Here is a 24,981-nt window from a genome sequence, read left to right on the forward strand (position 1 = left end):
ACCGCCCTGACGGTCACGGGATTTGGGAATGGACGACCCGGGGGACGGCCCGAGACGAACGAATTTCCTGGTGCTTCAAGGACCGCGAGCGGTGCGGAACTCAAAGGGGGTTCCTCCGGGCGGCGCGGCGGAGTGTGTGACGTTCCCTGCGCCGCCCGGAGAGCTGGGGTGTTACACGGTCCCCGTCAGGTGCTCGGGCCGCACCGGAGTGCGGTTGAGCTCCAGCCCGGTCGCATTCCGGATCGCCGCGAGGACGGCCGGGGTGGACGACAGGGTCGGGGCTTCACCGATGCCGCGCAACCCGTACGGGGCGTGGTCGTCGGCGAGTTCCAGGACGTCGACCGGGATGGTCGGCGTGTCGAGGATGGTCGGGATGAGGTAGTCCGTGAAGGAGGGGTTCCTGACCTTCGCGGTCTTCGGGTCGACGATGATCTCCTCCATCACCGCCACGCCCAGGCCCTGGGTCGTACCGCCCTGGATCTGGCCGACGACGGAGAGCGGGTTGAGCGCCTTGCCGACGTCCTGGGCACAGGCCAGCTCGATGACCTTGACCAGGCCGAGTTCGGTGTCGACCTCGACGACCGCGCGGTGGGCGGCGAAGGAGTACTGGACGTGTCCGTTGCCCTGGCCGGTGTGCAGGTCGAAGGCCTCGGTCGGCCGGTGCCGCCACTCCGCCTCGATCTCGACGGTCTCGCCCTCCAGGACGTCGGCCAGGTCGCCGAGGACCTCGCCGCCGTCGGTGACGACCTTGCCGCCCTCCAGCAGGAGTTCGGCGGTGGCCCACGCGGGGTGGTAGGTGCCGAACTTGCGGCGCCCGACCTCCAGGACCTTCTCGCGGACGAGTTCGCAGGTGTGCTTCACGGCGCCGCCGGTGACGTACGTCTGCCGGGAGGCCGAGGTCGAACCGGCACTGCCCACCTGGGTGTCGGCCGGGTGGATGGTCACCTGGGTGACGCCCAGCTCGGTCCGGGCGATCTGCGCGTGGACGGTGACACCGCCCTGGCCGACCTCCGCCATCGCGGTGTGCACGGTGGCCACCGCCTCGCCGCCGACGACCTCCATGCGCACCTTGGCGGTGGAGTAGTCGTCGAAGCCCTCGGAGAAGCCGACGTTCTTGATGCCGACCGCGTAGCCGACACCGCGTACGACGCCCTCGCCGTGCGTGGTGTTGGACAGACCGCCGGGCAGCTGCCGTACGTCGGCGCCCTCGCTGGACTCCCACTGGCGCTCGGGCGGCATCGGCATCGCCTTGATGCGGCGCAGCAGTTCGGCGACCGGGGCCGGGGAGTCGACCGGCTGCCCGGTCGGCATGATGGTCCCCTGCTCCATGGCGTTCAGCTGCCGGAACTCCACCGGGTCCATGCCCAGCTTCTTCGCCAGCTTGTCCATCTGTGCCTCGTAGGCGAAGCACGCCTGGACCGCGCCGAAGCCGCGCATGGCGCCGCAGGGCGGGTTGTTGGTGTAGAGGGCGATGGCCTCGATGTCGACGTCGTCGACGACGTACGGGCCGACCGCCAGCGAGGACGCGTTGCCGACGACCGCCGGGGAGGCGGACGCGTAGGCGCCGCCGTCCAGGACGATCCTGCACTTCAGGTGCGTGAGCTTGCCGTCCTTGGTGGCGCCGTGCTCGTAGTGGAGCTTGGCCGGGTGGCGGTGGACGTGCCCGAAGAAGGACTCGAACCGGTTGTAGACGATCTTGACGGGCTTGCCGGTGCGCAGCGCCAGCAGGCAGGCGTGGATCTGCATCGACAGGTCCTCGCGGCCGCCGAACGCGCCGCCGACACCGGACAGCGTCATCCGCACCTTGTCCTCGGGCAGGCCGAGGACGGGGGCGATCTGGCGCAGGTCGGAGTGGAGCCACTGGGTGGCGATGTAGAGGTGGACGCCGCCGTCCTCCTCGGGCACGGCGAGGCCGGACTCGGGGCCGAGGAAGGCCTGGTCCTGCATGCCGAAGGTGTACTCGCCCTCGACGATCACGTCCGCCCGCGCACGGGCCGCCTCCACGTCGCCGCGGACGATCGGCTGGCGGTGGACGATGTTCGGGTGCGGGACGTGGCCGATGTGGTGGTCGTCGCGGCCCTCGTGGATGAGGATCGCGTCCGGGGCGGTCGCGGAGGCCTCGTCGGTGATGACCGGGAGTTCCTTGTACTCGACCTTGATCTTGGCGGCGGCGCGGCGGGCCGTCTCCGGGTGATCGGCGGCGACGATCGCGACCGGCTCGCCGTGGTGGCGCACCTTGCCGTGGGCGAGGACCGGGGTGTCCTGGATCTCCAGGCCGTAGTTCTTCACCTCGGTGGGCAGGTCGTCGTAGGTCAGGACCGCGTAGACGCCGGGCGTGGCCAGGGCCTCGCCGGTGTCGATCGAGACGATCTCGGCGTGCGCGACGGTGGAGCGCAGGATCTGGCCCCAGAGCATGTCCTCGTGCCACATGTCGGACGAGTACGCGAACTCGCCGGTGACCTTGAGGGTGCCGTCCGGGCGGAGCGTGGACTCGCCGATGCCGCCCTTGGTCTGCGAACCCTGCGTGATCTTCGTAGGAGCGCCGTTGGCCGGCATGTCAGACCCCCTCGGACTGGCGTGCGGCCGCCAGGCGGACCGCGTCCATGATCTTCTCGTAGCCCGTGCAGCGGCACAGGTTGCCCGACAGCGCCTCGCGGATGTCCGCGTCGGTCGGGTTCGGGTTGTTCTCCAGCATCTCGTCGGCGGCGACCAGCAGACCCGGGGTGCAGAAGCCGCACTGGACGGCGCCGGCGTCGATGAACGCCTGCTGGATCGGGGACAGCTCCGTGCCCTCGCCGGTCTGCGAGTCGGTGCCCTTGGCCTGCCATGCCTTGGCCGCGTCGAGCGGGGTGCCGCAGGCGCCGGTCGCGCAGCCGCCCTCGGCGCGCTGCTTGGCGAAGTCCGCGAGGCCCTCGACGGTGACGACCTCGCGGCCCTCGACCTGGCCGGCCGCGACCAGGCAGGAACAGACCGGAACGCCGTCCAGGCGGACCGTGCAGGAGCCGCACTCGCCCTGCTCGCAGGCGTTCTTGGAGCCGGGCAGGCCGAGGCGCTCGCGCAGGACGTACAGCAGGGACTCGCCCTCCCAGACGTCGTCTGCTTCCTGCGGACGTCCGTTGACAGTGAAGTTGACGCGCATTACGCAGCTCCCTCCGAGGCGCGGCGGGCGCCGCGGTACGACTCCCAGGTCCAGGTGAGCGTCCGGCGGGCCATGACCCCGACCGCGTGGCGGCGGTAGCTCGCGGTGCCCCGGACGTCGTCGATCGGGTTGCAGGCGGCGGAGCACAGGTCCGCGAACTGCTTGGCGACCGACGGGGTGATGATCTTGCCGTTGTCCCAGAACCCGCCCTCCTCCAGGGCCGCGTTCAGGAAGTCCTCGGCCGTCTTGGCCCGCACGGGCGTCGGGGCGGCGGAGCCGATGCCGGTCCGGACGGTGCGGGTCTCGGGGTGCAGGGCGAGGCCGAAGGCGCACACCGCGATGACCATGGCGTTGCGGGTGCCGACCTTGGAGTACTGCTGCGGGCCGTCCGCCTTCTCGATGTGCACCGCGCGGATCAGCTCGTCGGGCTGGAGCGCGTTGCGCTTGACGCCGGTGTAGAACTCGTCGATCGGGATCAGACGGGTGCCGCGGGCCGCCGATTCCGCCTCGACCCGGGCGCCGGCCGCCAGGAGGGCGGGGTGGGCGTCACCGGCGGGCGAGGCCGTGCCGAGGTTGCCGCCGACGCCGCCGCGGTTGCGGATCTGCGGGGAGGCGACCGTGTGCGAGGCGAGCGCGAGGCCCGGCAGCTCGGCACGGAGATTCTGCATGATCCTGGTGTACGGGACGGAGGCACCCAGCCGTACGGTGTCCTCGCCGACCTCCCACTCGGCGAGGTCGCCGATGCGGTTCAGGTCGAGCAGGTACTCGGGCCGGCGGTGGTCGAAGTTGATCTCGACCATCACATCGGTGCCACCCGCAATCGGCACAGCGGTGGGGTGCTCGGCCTTCGCGGCGAGCGCCTCCTCCCAGCTGGCGGGGCGAAGGAAGTCCATGACCGGCTCTCTTCTTCTTCGTCTCGTGGGTCGTACAGATTGAGCCAATCCGTGTGCGGCGGGCCCGGCTCGTTCATGTCCTGTTAACGCGGAGTGGACTCAGTACACCGCCCAGTACTCCGGCGGGGTCAGTCACCGAAACCATGAAGGAGTTGGCTGGCCACGGTGGGCATCTTGTAGATTCGTATGAACAGAGGTCATCGGAAACCTCTTCGTTTTCCTCGGGAAACGCAGGACACAGCCCGACGACCCCGGAGAACGGCCTGTGCGCCCCGCGCCGGGTCCCTCCCCCGTCACCCATCCAAGATTCATCGTAGGTTTCGAGACAAGAGAACGGCGGCGACGAGATGCGGCTTCGCGCACTTCTGGACACCGATGCGCTGGGCCTGCGGCTGCTCGGCGGCGAGGACGAGCTGGACCGCTCGGTACGCGGCGTGATGACCACCGACCTGCGAGACCCGAGCCGCTACCTCTCCGGCGGCGAGCTGGTGCTGACGGGCCTGGCCTGGCGCCGGGACGCGGACGACTCCGAACCCTTCGTGCGCATCCTGGTCCAGGCCGGGGTGGCGGCGCTGGCGGCCGGCGAGGCAGAGTTGGGCGATGTGCCGGACGACCTGGTGCTGGCCTGCGCGCGGCACCGGCTGCCGCTGTTCGCGGTGCACGAGTCGGTGGCCTTCGCGACGATCACCGAGCACGTCGTGCGGCAGGTCTCCGGCGAGCGGGCCGGGGACCTGGCGGCCGTGGTGGACCGGCACCGCAGGATGATGACCTCGGGCCCGGCGGGCGGCGGCCCGGACGTGGTCCTGGACCTGCTCGGTTCCGACCTGGACCTGCGCGCCTGGGTGCTCTCCCCCACCGGCCGGCTGATCGCGGGGCCGAAGGTCGCGGGCCCGGCACTGCCGCCGGAGACCTGCGCCAAGCTCGCCGCCGAGCACCTGACCGCCGCCCGCACGGGCCGCCGCGGGCCCCACCGGGTGCTGCTGGGCGGCGCCCCGTACGCCCTCTTCCCGATCCGCTCCTCCGGCCGCTCCCCGCAGGCCGCCAGGGACGTGCGCGAGACGGTCCTGTCGGACTGGCTGCTGGCCGTCGAGGCGGACGCGGGCGACTGGCCGGACGAGCGCCTCGACCTGCTGCAGGGCGTCACCCAGCTGATCGCGGTCGAGCGGGACCGCCGGGACGCGGCGCGCACGGTGCGGCGCCGGCTCGCCCAGGAGGTGCTGGAGCTGGTGCAGACGGGCGCCGCTCCCGCCGAGATCGCCGCACGCCTCAGGGTGGCGGCGCCGGTGCTGCTGCCCGGGCTCGGGGCGGCCCCGCACTGGCAGGTGGTGGTGGCCCGCGTCGAGTGGGAGGGCAGCGAGGGGGAGGCCGGCCCCATCGCCCAGTCGCTGCTGGAGGAGGTCCTGGTCGATCCGCAGGCCACCGGCCCGGAGCCGTTGGACCGCATCGCCGTCGCGCACACCGGCGACGAGGCGATCGCCCTGGTGCCGCTGCCAGCGGTCTCCGCCGAGCACGACGGCTCGGAGACCGGCCTGCTGGCCGACGCGCTCCTGCAGGCGGTCCGCGAGCCCCTGTCGGCGGGCCTGAACGACGACGGGCGGCTCACCCTCGGCGTGAGTGCGGCCGTGCACTCGGCGGAGGGGCTGCGCGGCGCGCTGGAGGAGGCCCGGCACGCCCGCCGGGTGGCGGCGGCCCGTCCCGGCCGCGTGTGCGCGGCCGGCCATCAGGAACTGGCCTCGCACGTCCTGCTGCTTCCGTTCGTCCCGGACGATGTCCGGCGCGCCTTCACCGCGCGTCTGCTGGACCCCCTGACGGACTACGACCGCCGGCACCGGGCCGAGCTGATCCCGACGCTGGAGGCGTTCCTGGACTGCGACGGCTCCTGGACCCGCTGCGCCACCCGGCTCCACCTGCACGTCAACACGCTGCGCTACCGGGTCGGCCGCATCGAGCAGTTGACGGGACGGGACCTGTCGCGCCTCGAAGACAAGCTGGACTTCTTCCTTGCGCTGCGCATGAGCTGAGCCGGCAGGGGCGTGAGGGGCCAAACCAAGTCACGCCAATGCCCCACTACTTTGTGAAATCTTTCACCCACCCTCTTGGCCCGGCCCGGGCATTGGTGCTGGAATGCCGCCACCACTCAACAGCTCGATGGCGTGCTCGGGGAGGGCAACGTGGCGCATTCCGCCATGTCTGGTAACGGAACGACCGCCGGTGACGATCCCCTCCAGACCGCGGTATGGCGGTTGCGCTCACGGGCCTGCTGGGTGGATGCGGCGGCCCTGCTGCCACCCGACACCCCGAAGGCCGCGCTGCAGCGGGCGGGGCTCCTGGTCGAACGGTGCCTGTACACCGAGCGGGGCTGGGAGGACGCCGAGGACGCCCTGCGGACGGCCGAGGCGCTCGCCCACACCGACGAGGAGCGCGGCGCCGCCGCCTGCGAGCGCGGTCAACTCGCCTACGCCGCCACGCTGCACGCCGTGCGGGACCGGGCGGACGAGGCGCGGGCCGCGCTGGGGCGGGCGGCGGCGCTGATTCCTCCGGGGGGTGCGGCACGGGCGCTGCTGGACTTCCGCAGGGGTCTGCTGGCCGAGAACCTCGCCCGCTCCCCGCAGGCGGCCCGCGCGGCGTACCGCCGGGCCCACGCGGGCGCCACCGCGCACGCCGACCCGCTGCTGCTGTCCTTCACCTGGCGCCATCTCGCCGGACTCGCCCTGCGGGACGGCGAGATGGCGGAGGCGCGGCACGGTTTCGCCGAATCACTGCGGATCCGGGAGGAGTTGGGCTACCTGGTGGGTACGGCCCCTGCGCTCGCGTCCTTGGCGGACACGGAGTCCGAGCCGGAGGCGTCGCGGCTGCGGGAGGAGGCCCGGCGGCTGTTCAGGCTGCTCGGGGGTGTGCCCACGTGGCTGGCCCGCCAGCTGACACCGCCTGCTGCGGGGGCAGCGACGGCCTAGGGTCCGTTGCGGCGACGCTCCCGGCTCGTGGGCGACGGATCGCTGGGGAGCCGCTCTCCGGAAAATCCCGGGCTTGCGCCCGGAGCATGGAGATAGCCTCGGCACTGCCATCGTCCGACGGGGAGGGGTAGGGCATGCAGGAGCGGGACTGGGTCGACCGTGCGGGAGAGCTGTTCGAGGCGGCGATGTTCGGCGGGGACACGTCCGCACTGGACCGGTCGGACGACCTGCTCGACGGGATCGAGGCTCCGCTCTCCATGGCGCGGGGCAAGGTACTGCACGTCCGCTTCCTGGACGACCGCGAGGAGAACGGCCAGGAACTGGTGCTCTTCGAGCGCGCGGCCGAACTGTACCGGCGTCTGGGCGACACGTCGGGTGAGGCGGACGCGTTGTTCTGGGTCGGCTGCTGGCACCAGGTGGTGAAGGGGGACGGAGCTGCCGGCAGGCCGTACTTCGAGCGGTCGTACGCGCTGGCGCAATCCGTCGGAGACCGGAGGACGATGTCCTACGCGGTACGCCATCTCGGCTTCGCCGACAAGGACGCAGGCCGCTTCGACCAGGCCCGCGAGCGGTTGACCGAGTCGGTGACGCTGCGCCGGGAGATCGGCTTCAGGCCCGGGGAGGCGGCCGGCCTGGTGGCACTGGCCTACCTCGCGGCCGAGACCGGCGACCCGTCGACGGCGTTCCACCACCTCGACGAGGCCAGGTCGGTCGCCGAGAGCTGCGGCGCCAAAGCCGTGACGGGGTGGATCGAGCAGGCCCGCACGCTCATCGGCGCCCAGGATCCGAAGTGAAGGTGCCGGTCACAGCCGCTCACTGAGAACCGCGCCCGGTGTCGCGGCCGCGACGCCCTGGCACGGGCCTGGGCACAGCAGGAGCGCGGGGAACTGCGCGAGCAGCCACCACGGGACCCGCGCCGGCGGGCGAACCGCACCCTTCCCTCCGGGAGGTCCCGCTCAGCTCGCACCGGCGAAGTGCTCGCCCACCAGCTGCCGCACGACGTCGAGATCCCGCGCGATCAGCGCCTCCAGCAGCGCCGCGTGTTCCGCCGCGTCCGCCACCAGGTCCGCGCGGCCGTGCCGGACCGGGCCGTCCACCGGCGGCCACTGGGACCGCCGGTGCAGATCCTCCGCGACCTGCACCAGCTGCCCGTTGCCCGACAGGGACAGCACCGCCCGGTGAAAGGCCCGGTCGGACTCCGCGTACGTCGCCGCGCAGCCGGAGGACGCCGCGCGTACCGTCGCCTCCGCGAGCGGACGCAGCTCGGCCCATCGCTCACCGGGCACCGTGCGGGCGAGCCGCAGCATCACCGGGACCTCGATCAGAGCCCGCACCTCGGCCAGCTCGGCCAGCTCCCGCGCACCCCGCTCGACGACCCGGAAGCCGCGGTTCGGCACGACCTCGACGGCGCCCTCCAGAGCGAGCTGCTGCATGGCTTCGCGCACCGGCGTCGCCGAGACCCCGAAGCGTTCGCCGAGGACCGGCGCCGAGTAGACCTCGCCCGGCTGCAGCTCGCCCGCCACCAGCGCCGTCCGCAGCGCGTCGAGGATCTGCCCGCGCACCGAGGAGCGCTGCACGACGGCTCGTGGCCGTGGAATCGGCTGCTCGGCGTGCGTGTGCTCGCCCCGCGCGCCCGGCACGGCGGTGTCCCGCTCCCGGTCCACGTCCCGCGCACGCTGCTGCGCGGGCACCCGGGCGGCGCCCTGTGCCCCGGCGGGGCTGTGCACGCCCTGCTTCACGGGGTCCTCCTCCGACCGGTCGGCACTTGGGTCATTAACGGCGGGTTGTTACTTGTCCGTCAAGCACCTTAGGCGTACAAGGCGACGGTTCAAATTCCCCGCCGGGCGAATAAGGTTAGCCTTGCCTTTACGACTGAGCCCTCCTGGCGATCAGCGGTCTCCCCGTGCCCGCTGCGGCTTCGCCGCTCACCGCCGCGTATGCCCGCCCCTGCGACATCCACCCGGACCTGGTCGCGACCGCCCTCGATCCGGCGGAGCCGATGGCCCGAGTGAGAGATGACTCACCGCCGACGGGCTCACGGCGAGCGGCAGCCGCCCCGGCGCCTTCCCGGCCCCGGGCGAGGCGCAGGTGCTACGCGGCCACGGACACCGGGCCCGCCCGGACGTCCCGCCCGAGCGGAGTCTCCCCCTGACTCCCCCCTGGCTCCCCCTCCGCTCCCGCCTCCGCTCCCGCCTCCGCTCCCGCCTCCGCTCCCGCCTCCGCTTCGGCGGCTCGCCCTCCGGCTGCCCGAGGACGCCTTCTGCACGGTGCGCCCCGAGGACCCCTGCGCCACCTGCCCGCACGCCTGCACCACCTGCCCGCACGCTGCACCACCCGCACGCACGCCCGCGACGGCGACTCCATCGCCAAACCCGCGGCGGCCACTGCCGCCTGAGTGTCCATCAGGTCATGAACTCGCCCCCGAGTCCTCTAGGATCGTCGGGATCGGGTCACCCACCCTCGGATCCGCAATTCACAATTTCCTCACTCGTCGCAGGAACTTTCCGAGGAACCATCCGTACGGGTAGTCTTATTCGAACTCAACTCCCGCCCCTCAAGCGGCAGTTCGAGCAGATCGTCGTCCTGGGCATCCCCTTGCATATTTATGACGACCTCTTGCCCCGAAACCCCCTGAGGGCCCTCGGGAGTGGGCCACTATGGCGGGCGTTACGCCCTATCCCAATGCAAGGGACCCCTGATGAGACTGACCGACATATCGCTGAACTGGCTGCTTCCCGGCGCCGTACTGCTCCTGGGCATGCTGGCGGCGGTGGCGGTGCTCGCGCGCGGCAAGCGCTCCTCCGGGGAGAACGCGAGCGCGGACGACTCCTGGGAGCGCAGCGAGGAGCGTCGCAGGCGCAAGGAGGCCGTCTACGGCACCGCCTCCTATGTGTTGCTGTTCTGCTGTGCGGCGGTCGCGGCCGCACTGTCCTTCCACGGTCTGGTCGGCTTCGGCGAGCAGAACCTCGGGCTGACCGGCGGATGGCAGTACCTGGTGCCGTTCGGCCTGGACGGTGCGGCGATGTTCTGCTCCGTCCTCGCGGTGCGCGAGGCCAGCCACGGTGACGCGGCCCTCGGCTCCCGGATACTCGTATGGATGTTCGCCGCGGCCGCGGCCTGGTTCAACTGGGTGCACGCGCCGAGGGGCGTGGGGCACGACGGCGCACCGCAGTTCTTCTCCGGCATGTCGCTGTCCGCGGCCGTCCTGTTCGACCGCGCGCTGAAGCAGACCCGCCGGGCCGCCCTGCGTGAGCAGGGTCTGGTGCCGCGTCCGCTGCCGCAGATCCGCATCGTGCGCTGGCTGCGGGCTCCGCGCGAGACCTACCGGGCCTGGTCGCTGATGCTCCTCGAGGGCGTGCGCAGCCTGGACGAGGCCGTCGAGGAGGTCCGCGACGACCGGCGGCAGAAGGAAGAGACCCGGCAGCGCAGGCGCGACCAGCAGCGCGTGGAGCGCGCCCAGCTGAAGGCCATCAGCCGAGGCCACCGCGGCTTCGTCGGCCGCACCGGCGCCCGACAGGTCGAGATGCAGGCCGTGGAGCGCGGCCCCGCGCAGGCCACCGCGGAGCCTGCCATATCCGCGCCGGAGCAACTGCCCGTACGCTCTCGGCCCTCCCTTCAGCCGGTTCGCAAGGGTTCTGAGCCGGTCACCGTCGACCTCACGGCCGAGGACGACACGATGGCCCTGCCGCGCCTGGACTCCCTGGAGCGCAAGCTGAAGGATCTTGAGCAGCAGTTCGGCTAGCCCGTCCGCGGGGAGGCCAGTGCGTCACTGCGGATCCGTCGTGGCTGCTCGCGCAGTTCCCCGCACCCCTTTCCGGCGCTCGACGCGCCCCGGGGCGGGGGGCGGAGCAGAACCACCACACCCCCCCCCCCCGGTCGCGCCCCCCTCCCTGGTGGGGGGTTTGTGCGCCCGGGTGTCTTGTTGGTGTTGACTGGAGTTCTCCCCCGCCCCGTTGCCGTCTCCGGCCCGCCTCAGGCGGCCTCGGCGCCGAGTTCGAACCACACCGACTTGCCCACCCCGTGCGGTCGTACGCCCCAGGAGTCCGCGAGGGACTCGACCAGGACCAGTCCCCGGCCGTGAGTGCCGTCCCCCGTGTCCGGTGCGCACGGGCGCGGCCTGCGGGCCACGAAGTCCCGTACCTCCACGCGCAGTCCGTGCGACGAGACGACCGCGGTCAGGACGGCGTCGTCGTCGGTGTGCACGAGCGCGTTGGTGACGAGTTCGCTGGTGAGCAGCTCGGCTATCTCCGAGCGGCCGGGCTTGCCCCAGTGCCGCAGCAGTTCGCGCAGCTCCCGCCGTGCCTCGGGCACCGCCCTGAGATCCGCCCGCCCCAGCTTGCGCCTGAGCCGGTGCGCGTGCGCCCGATCCGTGATGGTGTCGGCCTCTTCCCCCGCCTTCGCCGAGGAGGCCCCGATGGCCACGGGACCGCCCCCTCGCGCCTGCCTCTTCATGACCCCCGCCTGCATGTTGCCGAACCTGCCCCTCCTGGTCGAACACGTTCACGGGAATCCATGCCCAACGCTCTTGTGGGCACGCATGACCCCCCGCCGACGGCCGACTGTTCGGCCACGCCCGTACGGCCGTCCGTTCGGCCCCGTGGCACCCCCGCGCCTCCTCCGGACCCGCCAAGAGCGCCGTACCACGCCACGGGCGTCCCATCCCGGCAGGGTGCAGCCGTCCGCCGACGGTGGCCGACGGGCCGTCACACGGCGTGAAAGTGGCCGGAAACCATCGCTCCGGTCGGCTCCTTCAGGGCCGGGGGACGTTGCGCAGATTGGAGCGGGCCATCTGGAGCATGCGGCCGACGCCGCCGTCCAGCACGATCTTCGAGGCGGACAGCGCGAACCCGGTGACCATCTCCGCGCTGATCTTCGGCGGGATGGACAGCGCGTTGGGATCGGTGACGATGTCCACCAGGGCGGGGCCCTTGTGCCGGAAGGCGTCCTTGAGCGCCCCGGCGAGCTGCTTGGGCTTCTCCACCCGCACCCCGTGGGCGCCGCAGGCGCGGGCGACCGCGGCGAAGTCGGGGTTGGTGTTGGCGGTGCCGTACGAGGGCAGGCCTGCCACCAGCATCTCCAGCTCGACCATGCCGAGGGAGGAGTTGTTGAACAGCACGACCTTGACCGGCAGGTCGTACTGCACCAGCGTCAGGAAGTCGCCCATCAGCATGGCGAATCCGCCGTCGCCGGACATGGAGACGACCTGCCGGCGCCGGTCGGTGAACTGGGCGCCGATCGCCATGGGCAGCGCGTTCGCCATCGAACCGTGCGAGAAGGAACCGATGATCCGGCGGCGGCCGTTGGGCGAGATGTAGCGGGCGGCCCACACATTGCACATCCCGGTGTCGACCGTGAAGACGGCCTCGTCGTCGGCGACTTCGTCCAGGACGGCGGCCACGTACTCGGGGTGGATCGGGACGTGCTTGTCGACCTTGCGCGTGTACGCCTTGACCACGCCCTCCAGTGCCCCGGCGTGTTTCTTCAGCATTTTGTCGAGGAAGCGCCGGTCGGTCTTCTCCCGCACCCGCGGGATCAGACAGCGCAGCGTCTCGCGGACGTCGCCCCACACGGCGAGGTCGAGGCGGGAGCGGCGGCCGAGCACCTCGGGCCGCACGTCGATCTGGGCGATCTGCACGTCGTCCGGCAGGAACGCGTTGTACGGGAAGTCGGTGCCGAGCAGGATCAGCAGGTCGCACTCGTGGGTGGCCTCGTAGGCGGCGCCGTAGCCGAGCAGCCCGCTCATGCCGACGTCGTACGGGTTGTCGTACTGGAAATACCTGCGCACGTCGTCGGCAGAAGAAAGCCCCGCTCACCGGGGGCGTGGGGACGCGTAGGTGAGCGGGGCTTCGTACCGCCCCTTTCCCGCGGCGGATGCGGGCGCCGTCGGGGCGGTCCCTCGTCCCAGCGGGGCCGTTCATGGTGAAGCTGCCGAAGTAGGCCGTAACGTCGTGCAGCCCCGTCGCAGGATCTCTCCTCCGCGGCGGGGCTGTTGTCGGGACGGGAGGATTCGAACCTCCGACTCCCCGCTCCCAAAGCGGGTGCTCTGACCGCTGAACTACGTCCCGTTGCACAGGGGTTGACCAACCTGTAGCGTGTGTGATTCCGCTACCCATCGGGGGTGTCGTGACGGTTTGTGTTCTAGCGCGCTTACAGCCGCCGACCGGCTGTCGAGGGGCTCCATAGCTCCTCGCGCGCTGCCCTGGACTGACGGGCGTCTCGCCGAGACGTGCCGGTGTCCAGTGTGCTCGCGAACTTCACACAGCGGAGGAACAAAGTGGCGTCCACGCAGACGACCTCACAGAACTGCCACCACCCGGGCCGTGATCTGGCGATCGTTGCACTGGTGTCGACTCTCGTCGGGCTGCTTGCCTTCACGGTTGTCGGCTTGCTCGGTGGCGGTACTCTCGACGCCCTGAAGACCGGCGGAGGAGCTACCGTCGCCGTCGGGGGAATTGGCCTCGTCGTGCTCCAGTATCTGAAGCGCAACGACTAGTGCTCACCTGAAGGGGCGGCCTCTGAGAGGTCGCCCCTAGCGAGAGCCCCCGGCGCGACTCGAACGCGCGACTCCCGACTTACGAGGTCGGTGCTCTGGCCAACTGAGCTACGGAGGCGATAGCCCCGCCCACAAGGGACGGGGTGGGTTGTTGCTGCCCGGGTCCCGTCGTCGGACAGCATGTGCGCCCTCGCGGCGTCGCTGCCGGCGCACTGCTCACCGCTTCTGGGACTGCCGTCCCCCCAACGGTGGTTAGGGCGCGCGCTGCGCAGTCGCGCACGGGACGCCCCTCTGTGTGACGGGCGGGATTCGAACCCGCATCACCCGGACCACAACCGGGCGCTCTAGCCATTGAGCTACCGCCACCATGAATCCCAGCGCGGCAGACCCCTGGACTCCAGGGCGGGACACGTCGGGACCGCACAGGCGGGAGGAATCGAACCTCCGTGGACGGTTTTGGAGACCGCTGCTCTACCACTGAGCTACGCCCATTCGTCCGGACCGTGAGGCCCGGGTGTTGGTCGCCGCGCCACGGTGACAGCACCGAAGCCGCGTCCTCTGTGCGCCTCTGCGTGATCCGGTCCCCCGGTCCGTCAGCGCTACAGCAGTGAAGGGGCCGGAGTCGAACCGGCCGACGCCAGGCGGACGCCCACCGAGTGTTGCCCGGGGTCACCTGCGGTCTCGTTCGAACCCGTCCACACATGTCCAAAAAGTCGCTGGCGTTGGGGTTCGAGCGCTGTGAATGTGTCTCCGCCCGACCAACCGGGCCGCACTGACTTCGGAAGGGATCCGCTTCATGCTGTCTCGCCGTACGTCCCTGAGATCCGCCGTCGCCGTCCTCGGCATCGGTGCCGCGATCGCGCTATCTTCGCCCACGCCCGCTTTCGCCGCCAACGAGGGCGACCACTGGTTCGGCACAGCGCACTGCACTGCGGATCACAAGATCGAGCTGCACTACGTCAATGGCGGCTGGCACGACGTGGTGGAACTCAACCCGACCTATGTTGGCGGCTACTGCAAGTTCGTTCTAATGGACAACCAGCGCGTGCTCTGGGACTCCGCGGGTGCCGGCTCCGGCTGGTGGCCCGACGGCCCAAACCACTACATCTGTGCCTTTCTCGTGGACACCACTACCGGCGATGCCGTGTACGCCTCCAGCGACGTCTGCAACTGAACCCACAGTACGAGGACCATCGGCGCAAGAACCGCCGTTGCGCCCGTCGAAACCTTAGGACGGCCGGACCGCTTCAACCGCGTCGTCAACCCGGAGGAGAGAGCGGGGAGCGCGGGAGCGGTGCCGGCCGTCGAGGAGGGGGAGCGGAGCCGCGCCATTCGCCGGCGTCGCACGTCCTCCCCCTCCTACTTAGGTAATGGGGGAAGTGTTAGGCGTTAACGATCTTGATAGCGCCCCCCGGCCGGGGTGGGTCCAAAGTGCCAAACTAACCCCTGTTTTCAGTTCTCTCTTAACGCGTGTTAGAGAGAGTAGAAATAGGTGGTTAGTTTGGCACTTTGGACCCTAGTGCGGCTCAACTGGCTACGCTCACTGGCAACATGGGTCACCACGCCTACGCTCCGGAGTTATCCACAGGAGGCTGTGGACGATGAGGACGCTACCTGACGTCAGCCACGCGGGTCGGCGACGCCGCAGAGGACGCCAAGAGCCCCGGGAGGCGGCTCCATGGGGCTCCATAGCTGTTATCAACCCGTTACTTCACAGGCTCTCCTGATGAGCCACGTCCTCCAGGGCGTCCGCCTCCAGGTCGATGTGATCCGGCGTCACCAGTGCGACGGACAGCCTCTTACGCACATCACGAGCCCCGCGGTACGTCTCCCCCACGGTCACCTGAAATCCGACGTCGAGAAGCATCTTCCGGCGCACCTGCGTGTCGCCCTCCGCCTCGCGCCATGCGTCGCCGTACGTGACACCCGTGCGGATCTCCTCCGTGCGTGCCGGGACGATGGGCTGTTCCTTCAGCCGGTCCAGCTTGTCCGACCGACCTTGTATCTGCCGCCCGACGGCGTCCGCTGCAGCCCCACGGAGGTTGGCGAGTTGGCCGGCGAGAGTGTCGATGTCCGCCTCTAGTTCCTTGATCTCGTCGCGATGGTCGACACCGGGGATGGTGACGACCTCGACGAGTTCGAAGCGCCCGAAGCGGGCAAGGAACTCTTCCTCGACGTACTCGTCCACGGGGCCGGCCGTGACGTACGTGGGCTTGACGCACACGCGGCCGTGGGCCTTCGCTGCGCACCGGTACTGACGCTTCGCGGTCTTCGTGTGCGGCCCGGGGTTGATCCATCCCTGATACAGCTTGCCCTCGCAGGAGCCGCAGAAGACGACGCCCAAGAGCGGGTGTGCGTCGCTCTTGTTCTCACCACGGGTGCCCTCCCGGGCGTCCATGGCGGCTTGGAGGCGACGCCAGGTGACATCGTCGACGAGCTGCGGCCCGAGCTTCACCGGCTCGCCCTCGTCGTCGCGAACGGGCTCGTTGCCCAGCGTGAGCCATCCACGCAACGACGGTTGCCGGAGGAGGGAACTCACCATGCCGGGGTTCCAACGGGCGTTGGGATCCGTTTTTTTCGGAGGCGTGGCCACCAAACGCCGGTGATTGGCAGGCGTCATACCTGGGTGTTTGGCGTTGAGCCATGCCGCGATCGTGTTGTACGACTTCGGGTCGGCGTTGTCCAGCACCATGGAGACCATCTCGTCAATGATGCTGGCCGTTTTCTCGTGACGTCCCAGCCACCAACCCTCGTCCTCGTCCGGATGCGGCACGGGCATTCGGCCGAACGGAATTCGCCCGCCTTTCCATCGGCCGACGCTGCGGAGATATTCGGAGGCCCCCTGCGTCCGCTCCTGAATTGCCTGAACTTCCATCTGAGCGGCGAAGGCGAGGATCATCAGAATGAGTTCCGACATGGGCGACGTCATGTCGAGTTCGAGTCGCCCGCCGCCCGGGCCCTCGGCGAAGATCAGCCGCTTTCTGTTGTCCCTTGCCCACCCCGCGAGCCACGCCATATCTCGCATGCTTCGGACTGCCCTGTCGAGACGCCACCACGCGATAGCATCGAATTCCTCGGGTCGGCTGAACCACGGACCCAGCTCGGGCCGGTCCTTCGGGGCTACCTTCGCCGCACTGACGTCAGGGTCGTCAGCCCAGCCGATGACCCGCCCGCCGATGGCGGCCGTCACGGTCTCGATGGCTATCCCCTGACGGTCAAACGAGGTCGAATTGTCCTTGACCCGGGACAGCCGTCGAGCGCCCAACACGCGTGTCTGCATGGGGAGTAGTGTACATACGCAGGTGTCCCGTGTACGGGTTGTCGTACTGGATCCACTCCTTGCCGCGCAGCGCGTGCCCCACCGGCGACTTGATCCGTTGCGCGAACTGCATCACTTCGGTGTGTGCGCCGGCCGTGCCGCTGCCGCAGAAGAGGGTGACCCGGCCGGCCTTGTCGATCATCTCCACGAGCCGGTCGATCTCGGCGTCGCCGGGCCGGACGGTGGGGCGGGAGGTGACGAGGGCACTCTCGAGGGCCTTGTCCGGGGCGGGTTCGGCGGCGATGTCGCCCGGCAGGGACACCACGCTCACTCCGCTCCGGCCCACCGCGTGCTGGATGGCGGTCTGCAGCAGCCGGGGCATCTGCTTCGGGCTGGAGATCAGCTCGCTGTAGTGGCTGCACTCCTGGAACAGCCGGTCCGGGTGGGTCTCCTGGAAGTAGCCGAGGCCGATCTCGCTGGAGGGGATGTGCGAGGCGAGGGCGAGCACCGGGGCCATGGAGCGGTGGGCGTCGTACAGGCCGTTGACGAGGTGCAGGTTGCCGGGGCCGCAGGAGCCGGCGCAGGCGGCCAGCTTTCCGGTGATCTGGGCCTCCGCACCGGCCGCGAAGGCGGCGGTCTCCTCGTGGCGCACGTGGATCCAGTCGATGGCGGCGTTGCGGCGGACGGCGTCCACGACCGGGTTCAGGCTGTCGCCGACGACGCCGTACAGGCGGCGCACGCCGGCGCGGACGAGGATGTCGACGAACTGTTCGGCGACGTTCTGCTTGGCCATGGCGGTCGTCTGCCCCTTCGGTGTCCCGGGATGCACCTCCCCCGTTCCATCAATCCACAGGGGCCGCGGTTACGCCTCCCACACGGCCGCCGCCGTACGGTCGTCGGCGTAGCCCTTCACCCGCACCTGGGCGTCCGCGAGGAACGCGGCCAGGCCCGGCGCGGCGCGGCGGGCCCAGCGCCGGGCCAGGTAGGCGCAGAGTGCGGCCTCCCCCCGCAGCGGATCGGCGAGGCCGCCGGTGCACATCACCAGCACATCACCCGGACGGGCTACCGAGGCACGGAAGCGGAACGGCTCCCGGGGCGGTTCGGGGGCAGGCTCGTACGGGCTCGGCGGGGTCGGGATGCCGAGGTCCATGGTGAGCCGGTCGCCCTCCGGGGTCTCGGCGGGGGGCGAGCCGAAGCCGAGGACGGGTTCGGCACCGTCGGCGGCGGACACCTGCGGCTCGATGTCCTGCCACGCGCCGTCCCGCAGCCGGAACAGGCCCCCTTCACCCGCGCCGAAGAACACCCGGGTCCGGCAGTCCGGGTCGGCGGGCAGCAGCAGACAGCGCAGGCTCGCCGTGTACTCCTCGGGGTCCAGGCCCTGTTCGACCGCGCCGGCGCGCAGTCTGCCGAGACTGCGGTCGGTCAGGCGGTGCAGTCCGGACTTCAGCTCGCCGCGCCGGGCGGCCCGGATGTCCTCGACCAGGCTTCGATGGCTGCGGCCCACGGCCTGCCCGATCAGCCGGCAGGCCTCGGCCGCCGCCAGGTGGGCGCCCGGTGCGGCCCGCGCGCCGGTCGCCATGGCGACGAGGAGCAGCGCCTGCTCCCCCGTCCCGAACCGCGCGGTGAGCAGCGAGTCCCGGCGCGGCTCGCCTCGGTACCGCCCCGAGTCCCCGCGCAGCGACACGGCCCGCAGCGTGCACGCCCCGTACCGGGCACCGTCCAGCACGGTGTCGGCGACCAGTTCACCGAGGTCGTCGGGGTCGGCGGCGGGCAGTGCGGTGGGCTCGGGGTCGTAGGTGGGAGGGCCGGAGCCGACGTAGTCGAGGGAGGAGGGCGGCGGGGGCGGCGGGGGCGGCGGGGAGGGCAGGGGCGCTGTGGCCGGAGCTTGGCGATCGGGTGGAGCAGGGCGGTCGGGTGGGGTGAGGCGGTCGGGTGGGGTGGCCGGTGCGGAGGGACGGTCCGCAGGGGGCGCCGCCCCCGTCCGGTCCCCGGCCTCGGCCGGCGCGGGCGGGAGGGTCACCGGGGTCCCGGGCTCGGTGGCCGGAGGGTCCCATGGGGCGCGCTGCCGGGGCGGTGTCGTGCCCAGGGGTGGTGCGGAGGCCTGCCCGGCCTGGGTCTGCGGCGCGGGCGCGGCGGTCCGTCCCGTCGCGGCGGGCGGCGTCGGCGTGGTCGCGGTGGGCGGCGGTGACGCCGCTCGCTGCAGGGGGACCGCGGGCTCCCTGCGCGGCTGCTCGCGCGGATCCCGGGGAGCCGTGCCACCGGTGGCTCCCGCCGCCCCGCCGGACCGCCCCGCCACCGCGTTCTTCGCCGAGGTGAAGCGGTCGTCCAGGGAATCGGGCGCGGCCGTGGGGCCGGTGTCCTCGCTGAAGTCGTCGTACAGCTGGCCCCACCAGTCGTCCTCATGACGGGCGGGGCTACCCCCCTGCTGGCTCATGCCCCTAATTGTCCACCGCACGGGCCGGTTGAAAACGGGGCATGGGGAAAATCCGGGCCACGAGCCCGCCTCGAACGACACACCGGGGGACATCCCGAACTCCCGTACGAGAGAAGGGAGATGACCGCCGGGCGGCCCCACCCCCCACGGGTGGGCCGCCCGGCGACATCCACAGTGACCCGGCCCCGCATCCCCTTCGCACGCGCCCGCGCACGTGCGGGCCCGGGTCACCGGCCCGCGCGACCGGTGCCGCCGGGGCGCCGGCCGATTGGCCTGATTGTGGCTTGGTTTCCTGGGAGGCGGCTGTGGGTCGTGAGCACGGCCGCACCTCCTCGGTGCTGCCACCTTGGCAGAGTCACCGTCGGTACGACGATGATGTGCGGCGGCGGGTTTGCGCCGTGGCCGGTTCCCGCCAGGGCGCATCGCGCAGAGGGCTGGCTCTCAGGGGAGGGACGTGGGTCGATGCTGGCAGCGATAGGCCTGGACGAGACGCACGAGGCGGCGTACCGGGCGCTGGTGTCCGTGGGCGCCGCGGAGGTGGCCGATCTGGCGCGGCGGCTGTCGCTGGCCGAGCCGGACACCGAGCGTGCGCTGCGCCGGCTGGAGCGGCACGGCCTGGCAGCCCAGTCCCCGGCCCGTCCGGGCCGCTGGGTGGCCGCCCCGCCCGGGGTGGCGCTGGGCGCGCTGCTCACCCGGCAGCGGCACGAGCTGGAGAAGGCGGAGCTGGCGGCCGCGCTGCTGGCCGAGGAGTACCGGGCGGCCGCCGCCGAGCCGGAGGTGCACGACCTCGTGGAGGTGGTGACCGGAGCCTCGGCCGTCGCGCAGCGCTTCCTCCAGCTCCAGCTGGGGGCCGCCGAGGAGGTGTGCGCGCTGGTCACGGGCAACCCGGTGGTGGTCTCCGGGACGGACAACGACGCGGAGGAGCAGGCGGCGGGGCGCGGGGTCCGCTATCGCGTGGTGGTGGAGCGGTCCGTTCTGGACCTGCCGGACGGGCTCACCGAACTGACGGCGGCGCTCGGCCGGGACGAGCAGGTGCGGGTGGTGGACCGGGTGCCGACGAAACTGGTGGTCGCCGACCGCTCCCTCGCCCTGGTGCCGCTCACCTCGCGGTCGGCCGAGCCGGCCGCGCTCGTGGTGCACGCGAGCGGCCTGCTGGAGCTGCTGGCCGGGCTGTTCGAGTCGGTGTGGCGCGAGGCGCTGCCGCTGCGGCTCGGCGCGTCCGGGGTGGCCGAGCAGCAGGCCGACGGCCCGGACGCGACCGACCTGGAGGTGCTGTCACTGCTGCTGGCCGGGCTGACCGACGCGAGCGTGGCCAAACAGCTCGACCTGGGCCTGAGGACCGTGCAGCGCCGGGTGAAGCGGCTGATGGAGCTGACCGGGGTGACGACCCGGCTGCAGCTGGGCTGGCACGCCTACGAGCGGGGCTGGGTGGCCCGGGAGGGCTCCCGCTGACCTGCGGTTTCTTCGGCTCTCCGGCACTCTGGGCAGATGGGAGCGTGGGAACTCCTGCTGGTCGGCGTGGTGATGGTGCTCGGCCTGTGCGGAGTGCTGGTACCCGGGGTGCCGGGGTCCTGGCTGGTGTGGGCCGCGGTCCTGTGGTGGGCGCTGAAGGACCCGCAGCCGCTCGCCTGGGGTGTGCTGGTCGGGGCCACCGCGGTGCTGCTGCTGTCCCTGGTGGTGCGCTGGATGCTGCCGCCGAGACGGCTGCGGGCGAGCGGTGCGACGCCCCGTATGGGGGTGTACGCCGGTGTCGGCGCGTGCCTTGGCTTCTTGCTGATCCCGGTGCTGGGCGCGGTGCCGGGCTTCATGGCCGGCATCTACCTGCACGAGCGGCTGCGGCTCGGCGGGCACGGCGAGGCGACGGCCGCACTGCGCACCACGATGCGCTCGGGCGGCTCCAGTGTGCTCACCGAGCTGTTCGCCTGTCTGTTGATCGTGGGGGCGTGGCTGGGAGCGGTGGTGTGGGGCTGAGCCGGCGGCGGACACGATGGTGCGGCACTGACCGGGCCGCACGCGAGATGGTGCGGCACTGACCGGGCCGCAGGCGGCGGGCACCGTGCATCCGGACTGCGGGGGACGACCGGGCGGGGCGGGCGGCCGGAGCACGGCCCCCGGCGCCGGGCGGTCAGCGGGCGACGGGATCCAGGCCGGTGGGTGCGGCCGCCTCACGGACCAGGGCGGCGGCCACGGTGTCGGCGACCGCGCGCATGCCCGCGTCGTTGAAGTGCAGGTGGTCGCCCGGGTCGTAGCCGGACAGGATGCGCTCGGGGGCGGCCGGGTCACGGACGGCCGCGTCTGCGTCGGCGACCGCGTCGAAGGCACCGCCGGTGCGGATGAACGCGTTGACCTTCTGCCGCACCGCCTCGCGGGCCGGTGTGTAGCCGGAGAAGCCGCCGTACGGGGTGAGGGTGACGCCGACGACCCGGATGCCGCGGGCGTGGGCGCGGGCGACGAGGGTGCGGTACGCGGTGGCGAAGGCGGCCGGGTCGGTCGCCTCGGGGGTGCCCTTGATGTCGTTGATGCCCTCCAGCACGACCAGGACCCGCACCCCGGCGCGGTCCAGGGCGTCGGCGTCCAGGCGTGCGAGGGCGCTCGGTCCGGTGCCGTCGCGCAGCAGCCGGTTGCCGGCGATGCCGGCATTGAGGACGCCGAGCCGGTCGCCGCTCAGGCGCTGGGCGAGCCGGTCGGGCCAGCGGTGGTTGGTGTCGGGGGTGGAGCCGGTGCCGTCGGTGAGGGAGTCGCCGAAGGCGACGACGCTGCCGACGGCGTCGCCGCGGACGTCGACGCCGGTGACGTAGTACCAGGAGCCGATCGCCGTGGTGTACGCGGAGCCGTTCTCGTCGGAGGCGTGGCCGGCGGGGGCCAGGTAACTGGTCTGCAGGGCGGTGCGGTGGTAGGTGGCCGGGCCGCTGTCGACCGGGGTGAACACGGTGACCAGCAGGTCGGCGCCGGCCGGTACGGACAGCGGGACGGGGTCGGTGAACAGGTCCTGGCCCGGTGGGACGGTGACCGTCGGGGCGCCGCTGAAGGTGGCGGTGTGCAGGGTGTGGGGCACGGCGTCCGGCCCGGCGGCGCGGCGCAGCGCGACCGTGACCGCACCGAGCTGCAGCGGGGCGGTGCCGAACCGGTTGCTGACACGGATCCGCACGGCGGTGCCTCCGACGCTGACGTGGACGACGTTGCGGATGGTGGCACCGGGGAGCGCGGCAGTGGTGCCGTGGGGCGCCGTCTCCCAGCTGCCCGTCCACGGTGGCGGCGCGGGTTCGGCGACGGCCACCGCCGTCGTCTCGGGCAGCAGCGCGACCACGAGCGCCACGAGGACCCGTCCGACCATGCCCATGTGCGCCCGCCCTTTCGTCGCCCGTCGGAGGCGACCGTCCCACACGGCGGGAACGGGGGGCCGGAACATCACCCGCGGTCCACCCGGTCGGCGTAGGCCCTCCGGCCGGGGCCGAGGGCCGCTCGCTGTGCCGGACAGGCGGAACCGAACGGTGTACGTCCGCGCCGGGGGCCGGCGGGGAAGAAGCCCGGCCCCCGGACAGGCGGAACCGAACGATGTCCGTCAGCGCCGACGGCCGGGCGAGGAGGAGCCCGGACCGGGCAGCGCGCCCTCCAGGTCACCGGCCCGGGCAGCGCACCCGCCACGGTCACCGAACCAGGCAGCACACCCGCCACGGTCACCGAACCAGGCAGCACACCCGCCACGGTCACCGACCCGGGCAGCACACCCTACGGATTCACCGGACCGGGCAGCGCGCCCTCCAGGGTCAGCAGCCACACCTTCCGGTCGAGTCCGCCCGCGTATCCGGTCAGTGAGCCGTCGGCGCCGATCACTCGGTGGCAGGGGCGCACGATGAGCAGGGGGTTGGCGCCGATCGCCCCGCCGACGGCCCGGACGGCGGCGCGGGACGCGCCGATGCGCGCGGCGATCTCGCCGTAGGTGGTGGTGGCGCCGTACGGCACGGAGTCGAGCGCGGCCCACACCCGTTCCCGGAACGCGGTGCCGTGGGTGCTGAACGGCAGGCGGAAACCCTTGAGTTCACCGGCGAAGTAGGCGGCGAGCTGTTCCTCGGCCGCCCGGAAGGGCCCGGGGTCGTGCCGCCAGCCGTCCTGGACGACCCGGCCGCCCTTCTGCCCGGGCACGGACAGCGAGGTGAGCGCGCCGTCCGGTCCCGCGGTGAGCAGGAGCCGGCCGAGCGGGGCGGCCACGCCCGTCCAGTAGATCGTCTCCATCAGTCGGTCCACTCCCCCGCGACACGCAGATGCTGGACGGCGTAGGACCGCCACGGCCGCCAGGTGTCCGGCACGTCCATGCCGGGCGGGGCCACGTCGGGATCCCCGAGGGTGCGCACGCGGACAGCGGCGACGACGGCCGGGTCCATGCCGGGCAGGGCGAGCAGCGCGTCCTGGGCGTCGTCCCGGTCGGCGCCCGGGTCCAGGTGCACGGTCCCGTCGGCGAGGGCGGCGGCGAGTACGCCCAGCGTGTCGCCGGACGGGGACCCGGACCCGCCCTCGGCCACGGTCCCGGCAAGGGCGGCGGGCTCCGGGAAGAGGTGGGTGAGGCTGCCGCAGGGGGCGTCGAGCGCCTTGCCGTACCGCTGGACCAGGCTCTCCGCGCCGGCCACCCCCACCAGCGCCCGTACAGCGGGTTCCAGCGGGTCGACGGCACCGGGCGAGCGCAGGCCTGGCCGGGCGGCGACCAGCGGGGCGAGCCGCGGGTCCGCGCCGAGCCGTTCGTCCACCGCGTACGGGTCGGCGTCGAGGTCGAAGAGCCGCCTCAGCCGCTGCACGGCGGTGGTCAGGTCCCGTGGGTCGGTCAGGTGCAGCCGGGCGTCGAGCCAGCCGCCCGGATGGGTGCCGCCGCCCGCCTTGGGCGTCCGGCTTCGCTCCTGGACGGCGACGATCGCGGTGCCGTACGGCAGCCGCAGGGTGCGCCGGTAGGTACGCAGACCGGGGGCGCCGCTCACCTCCTCGACGCCGGGCACGGCCTCCCGCGCCAGCTGGTCGAAGACGGCGGCGGCCTGGTAGGGGCCGCGGTGGGCGAGCCGGAGGGGGATGCCCGCACCCGGGGTGGCCCGGCGGGCTCCCCTGCCCCGGGGGGCGGCGTCCCGTACGCCGGTCGGTGTCGCGTCGTACACCTCGCGGATCGTGTCGTTGAACTGCCGCACGCTGGCGAACCCGGACGCGAACGCGATCTCGGTGACCGGCAGGTCGGTGGTCTGCAGCAGCACCCGTGCGGTGTGCGCGCGCTGGGCGCGGGCGAGGGCCACGGGTCCGGCGCCGAGTTCGGCGGTGAGCTGGCGCTGCACCTGGCGGGCGCTGTAGCCGAGCCGGGAGGCGAGGCCCCCGACGCCCTCGCGGTCGACGACGCCGTCGGCGATCAGGCGCACGGCCCGGCCGACGGCGTCCGCGCGCACGTTCCACTCGGCGGACCCCGGCACGGCGTCGGGCCGGCACCGCCGGCAGGCGCGGAAGCCGGAGCCCTGCGCGGCGGCGGCCGTCGGGAAGAACCGCACGTTCCGCCGCTTCGGGGTGATCGCCGGGCAGCTGGGCCGGCAGTAGATCCCGGTCGTCTCGACGGCGAAGAAGAACGCGCCGTCGAACCGTCCGTCCCGGCTGCGCACTGCTTCGTACCTGGTGTCCTCGTCCATCACGTCTTCCAGTGTGGGACGCGGCCGCACAGCGGGCTGGCGGAAATCGGACGTGCAGTCGGCTCGGGACCGCCGTGACGGTCGTGGCCCGTCGGGACCACCGTGACGGTCGTGGCCCGTCGGGACCACCGTGACCGTGCCCGTCACGCCTGTCATGG

At 72.1% G+C, this 24,981-nt stretch carries 18 protein-coding genes, 4 tRNA genes and 2 pseudogenes; 8 read left to right on the top strand and 16 right to left on the bottom strand.

From position 1 onward, the window contains the following. Nucleotides 1-171: 171 nt before the first annotated feature. From AB0H32_RS16575 to AB0H32_RS16585, 3 genes are read right to left on the bottom strand one after another with little or no spacing between them, the layout of a single operon-like run. Nucleotides 172-2,556, bottom strand: coding sequence for a molybdopterin cofactor-binding domain-containing protein (locus AB0H32_RS16575; RefSeq protein ID WP_361120138.1), 2,385 nt, complete (start codon nucleotides 2,554-2,556; stop codon nucleotides 172-174). 1 nt (nucleotide 2,557) lies between these two features. Continuing rightward, nucleotides 2,558-3,139 (bottom strand): (2Fe-2S)-binding protein, encoded by a 582-nt coding sequence (locus tag AB0H32_RS16580; RefSeq protein WP_361120141.1) that lies wholly within the window; start codon nucleotides 3,137-3,139, stop codon nucleotides 2,558-2,560. Next, on the bottom strand, nucleotides 3,139-4,032 hold the full coding sequence (locus AB0H32_RS16585) for an FAD binding domain-containing protein (RefSeq protein WP_361120143.1): 894 nt from the start codon (nucleotides 4,030-4,032) through the stop codon (nucleotides 3,139-3,141). The genes AB0H32_RS16580 and AB0H32_RS16585 overlap by 1 nt, the downstream gene beginning before the upstream one ends. Nucleotides 4,033-4,379: 347 nt before the next feature. Between AB0H32_RS16585 and AB0H32_RS16590 the strand changes: the two genes are divergently transcribed. The 3 genes from AB0H32_RS16590 to AB0H32_RS16600 all read left to right on the top strand — a co-directional run bounded on the left by AB0H32_RS16590 (nucleotide 4,380) and on the right by AB0H32_RS16600 (nucleotide 7,780). Next, complete coding sequence (locus tag AB0H32_RS16590) at nucleotides 4,380-6,053, top strand: PucR family transcriptional regulator ligand-binding domain-containing protein (RefSeq protein WP_361120146.1); 1,674 nt, start codon at nucleotides 4,380-4,382, stop codon at nucleotides 6,051-6,053. A gap of 165 nt (nucleotides 6,054-6,218) precedes the next feature. Continuing rightward, nucleotides 6,219-6,986 carry a hypothetical protein gene (locus tag AB0H32_RS16595; protein WP_361120149.1) on the top strand — a complete coding sequence of 256 codons (768 nt, stop codon included), beginning with the start codon at nucleotides 6,219-6,221 and terminating at the stop codon, nucleotides 6,984-6,986. A gap of 134 nt (nucleotides 6,987-7,120) precedes the next feature. Beyond that, a complete protein-coding gene (locus AB0H32_RS16600; protein ID WP_361120151.1) occupies nucleotides 7,121-7,780 on the top strand; it encodes a tetratricopeptide repeat protein in 660 nt (219 codons plus the stop codon). Nucleotides 7,781-7,942: 162 nt separating this feature from the next. On the opposite strand, the gene AB0H32_RS16605 is transcribed toward AB0H32_RS16600, so the two are convergent. Beyond that, nucleotides 7,943-8,725, bottom strand: coding sequence for a GntR family transcriptional regulator (locus tag AB0H32_RS16605; RefSeq protein WP_361120154.1), 783 nt, complete (start codon nucleotides 8,723-8,725; stop codon nucleotides 7,943-7,945). 959 nt (nucleotides 8,726-9,684) lie between these two features. On the opposite strand from AB0H32_RS16605, the gene AB0H32_RS16610 reads away from it, so the two are divergent. Then, nucleotides 9,685-10,728, top strand: a complete 1,044-nt coding sequence (locus AB0H32_RS16610; protein ID WP_361120157.1) for a DUF2637 domain-containing protein — start codon at nucleotides 9,685-9,687, stop codon at nucleotides 10,726-10,728. 230 nt (nucleotides 10,729-10,958) lie between these two features. Here AB0H32_RS16610 and AB0H32_RS16615 read toward each other — a convergent pair whose 3' ends face one another. The 3 genes and pseudogenes from AB0H32_RS16615 to AB0H32_RS16625 form a co-directional block, all read right to left on the bottom strand. After that, nucleotides 10,959-11,408, bottom strand: a complete 450-nt coding sequence (locus tag AB0H32_RS16615; protein WP_361120160.1) for an ATP-binding protein — start codon at nucleotides 11,406-11,408, stop codon at nucleotides 10,959-10,961. Nucleotides 11,409-11,736: 328 nt separating this feature from the next. After that, a pseudogene (locus tag AB0H32_RS16620) lies at nucleotides 11,737-12,756 on the bottom strand (thiamine pyrophosphate-dependent enzyme); the annotation flags it as partial. Nucleotides 12,757-12,978: 222 nt separating this feature from the next. Continuing rightward, nucleotides 12,979-13,051, bottom strand: a tRNA-Pro gene (locus AB0H32_RS16625). Between the two features lie 209 nt (nucleotides 13,052-13,260). Between AB0H32_RS16625 and AB0H32_RS16630 the strand changes: the two genes are divergently transcribed. Continuing rightward, nucleotides 13,261-13,479, top strand: a complete 219-nt coding sequence (locus tag AB0H32_RS16630) for a hypothetical protein (RefSeq protein WP_361120163.1) — start codon at nucleotides 13,261-13,263, stop codon at nucleotides 13,477-13,479. A gap of 44 nt (nucleotides 13,480-13,523) precedes the next feature. Here AB0H32_RS16630 and AB0H32_RS16635 read toward each other — a convergent pair. From AB0H32_RS16635 to AB0H32_RS16645, 3 genes are all read right to left on the bottom strand, one after another. Further along, nucleotides 13,524-13,597, bottom strand: a tRNA-Thr gene (locus AB0H32_RS16635). Between the two features lie 176 nt (nucleotides 13,598-13,773). Beyond that, a tRNA-His gene (locus tag AB0H32_RS16640) sits at nucleotides 13,774-13,845 on the bottom strand. 55 nt (nucleotides 13,846-13,900) lie between these two features. Next, nucleotides 13,901-13,971, bottom strand: a tRNA-Trp gene (locus AB0H32_RS16645). A gap of 304 nt (nucleotides 13,972-14,275) precedes the next feature. On the opposite strand from AB0H32_RS16645, the gene AB0H32_RS16650 reads away from it, so the two are divergent. After that, a complete protein-coding gene (locus AB0H32_RS16650; RefSeq protein ID WP_361120166.1) occupies nucleotides 14,276-14,653 on the top strand; it encodes a hypothetical protein in 378 nt (125 codons plus the stop codon). A 537-nt stretch (nucleotides 14,654-15,190) separates the two neighbouring features. On the opposite strand, the gene AB0H32_RS16655 is transcribed toward AB0H32_RS16650, so the two are convergent. The 3 genes and pseudogenes from AB0H32_RS16655 to AB0H32_RS16665 all read right to left on the bottom strand — a co-directional run bounded on the left by AB0H32_RS16655 (nucleotide 15,191) and on the right by AB0H32_RS16665 (nucleotide 19,172). Next, the gene (locus AB0H32_RS16655) at nucleotides 15,191-16,759 is read right to left on the bottom strand and encodes a recombinase family protein (protein WP_361120169.1); all 1,569 of its coding nucleotides are present in this window, start codon (nucleotides 16,757-16,759) and stop codon (nucleotides 15,191-15,193) included. A 31-nt stretch (nucleotides 16,760-16,790) separates the two neighbouring features. Next, nucleotides 16,791-17,531: pseudogene (locus tag AB0H32_RS16660) on the bottom strand (thiamine pyrophosphate-binding protein); the annotation flags it as partial. A 69-nt stretch (nucleotides 17,532-17,600) separates the two neighbouring features. Then, a complete protein-coding gene (locus AB0H32_RS16665) occupies nucleotides 17,601-19,172 on the bottom strand; it encodes a protein phosphatase 2C domain-containing protein (protein ID WP_361120172.1) in 1,572 nt (523 codons plus the stop codon). Between the two features lie 462 nt (nucleotides 19,173-19,634). On the opposite strand from AB0H32_RS16665, the gene AB0H32_RS16670 reads away from it, so the two are divergent. Both AB0H32_RS16670 and AB0H32_RS16675 read left to right on the top strand, forming a co-directional pair. Next, nucleotides 19,635-20,624 carry a helix-turn-helix domain-containing protein gene (locus tag AB0H32_RS16670; RefSeq protein WP_361120174.1) on the top strand — a complete coding sequence of 330 codons (990 nt, stop codon included), beginning with the start codon at nucleotides 19,635-19,637 and terminating at the stop codon, nucleotides 20,622-20,624. 36 nt (nucleotides 20,625-20,660) lie between these two features. Next, nucleotides 20,661-21,143, top strand: coding sequence for a DUF456 domain-containing protein (locus AB0H32_RS16675; RefSeq protein ID WP_361120177.1), 483 nt, complete (start codon nucleotides 20,661-20,663; stop codon nucleotides 21,141-21,143). Nucleotides 21,144-21,297: 154 nt separating this feature from the next. On the opposite strand, the gene AB0H32_RS16680 is transcribed toward AB0H32_RS16675, so the two are convergent. The 3 genes from AB0H32_RS16680 to AB0H32_RS16690 form a co-directional block, all read right to left on the bottom strand. Continuing rightward, on the bottom strand, nucleotides 21,298-22,512 hold the full coding sequence (locus tag AB0H32_RS16680; protein WP_361120180.1) for an SGNH/GDSL hydrolase family protein: 1,215 nt from the start codon (nucleotides 22,510-22,512) through the stop codon (nucleotides 21,298-21,300). 389 nt (nucleotides 22,513-22,901) lie between these two features. Further along, nucleotides 22,902-23,405 carry a methylated-DNA--[protein]-cysteine S-methyltransferase gene (locus tag AB0H32_RS16685; RefSeq protein ID WP_361120183.1) on the bottom strand — a complete coding sequence of 168 codons (504 nt, stop codon included), beginning with the start codon at nucleotides 23,403-23,405 and terminating at the stop codon, nucleotides 22,902-22,904. Further along, the gene (locus AB0H32_RS16690; protein WP_361120255.1) at nucleotides 23,405-24,823 is read right to left on the bottom strand and encodes an AlkA N-terminal domain-containing protein; all 1,419 of its coding nucleotides are present in this window, start codon (nucleotides 24,821-24,823) and stop codon (nucleotides 23,405-23,407) included. The genes AB0H32_RS16685 and AB0H32_RS16690 overlap by 1 nt, the downstream gene beginning before the upstream one ends. Nucleotides 24,824-24,981 lie beyond the last annotated feature (158 nt).

This window comes from Streptomyces sp. NPDC020362, assembly GCF_040642095.1.
Taxonomy (GTDB): Bacteria; Actinomycetota; Actinomycetes; order Streptomycetales; family Streptomycetaceae; genus Streptomyces.

Coding starts and splice junctions, on each gene's coding strand:
- AB0H32_RS16655 (WP_361120169.1), bottom strand. CDS start 16,759: ATGCAGACACGCGTGTTGGGCGCTCGACGGCTGTCCCGGGTCAAGGAC.
- AB0H32_RS16595 (WP_361120149.1), top strand. CDS start 6,219: ATGTCTGGTAACGGAACGACCGCCGGTGACGATCCCCTCCAGACCGCG.
- AB0H32_RS16675 (WP_361120177.1), top strand. CDS start 20,661: ATGGGAGCGTGGGAACTCCTGCTGGTCGGCGTGGTGATGGTGCTCGGC.
- AB0H32_RS16585 (WP_361120143.1), bottom strand. CDS start 4,032: ATGGACTTCCTTCGCCCCGCCAGCTGGGAGGAGGCGCTCGCCGCGAAG.
- AB0H32_RS16575 (WP_361120138.1), bottom strand. CDS start 2,556: ATGCCGGCCAACGGCGCTCCTACGAAGATCACGCAGGGTTCGCAGACC.
- AB0H32_RS16690 (WP_361120255.1), bottom strand. CDS start 24,823: ATGGACGAGGACACCAGGTACGAAGCAGTGCGCAGCCGGGACGGACGG.
- AB0H32_RS16600 (WP_361120151.1), top strand. CDS start 7,121: ATGCAGGAGCGGGACTGGGTCGACCGTGCGGGAGAGCTGTTCGAGGCG.
- AB0H32_RS16590 (WP_361120146.1), top strand. CDS start 4,380: ATGCGGCTTCGCGCACTTCTGGACACCGATGCGCTGGGCCTGCGGCTG.
- AB0H32_RS16610 (WP_361120157.1), top strand. CDS start 9,685: ATGAGACTGACCGACATATCGCTGAACTGGCTGCTTCCCGGCGCCGTA.
- AB0H32_RS16685 (WP_361120183.1), bottom strand. CDS start 23,405: ATGGAGACGATCTACTGGACGGGCGTGGCCGCCCCGCTCGGCCGGCTC.
- AB0H32_RS16665 (WP_361120172.1), bottom strand. CDS start 19,172: ATGAGCCAGCAGGGGGGTAGCCCCGCCCGTCATGAGGACGACTGGTGG.
- AB0H32_RS16670 (WP_361120174.1), top strand. CDS start 19,635: ATGCTGGCAGCGATAGGCCTGGACGAGACGCACGAGGCGGCGTACCGG.
- AB0H32_RS16650 (WP_361120166.1), top strand. CDS start 14,276: ATGCTGTCTCGCCGTACGTCCCTGAGATCCGCCGTCGCCGTCCTCGGC.
- AB0H32_RS16680 (WP_361120180.1), bottom strand. CDS start 22,512: ATGGGCATGGTCGGACGGGTCCTCGTGGCGCTCGTGGTCGCGCTGCTG.
- AB0H32_RS16580 (WP_361120141.1), bottom strand. CDS start 3,139: ATGCGCGTCAACTTCACTGTCAACGGACGTCCGCAGGAAGCAGACGAC.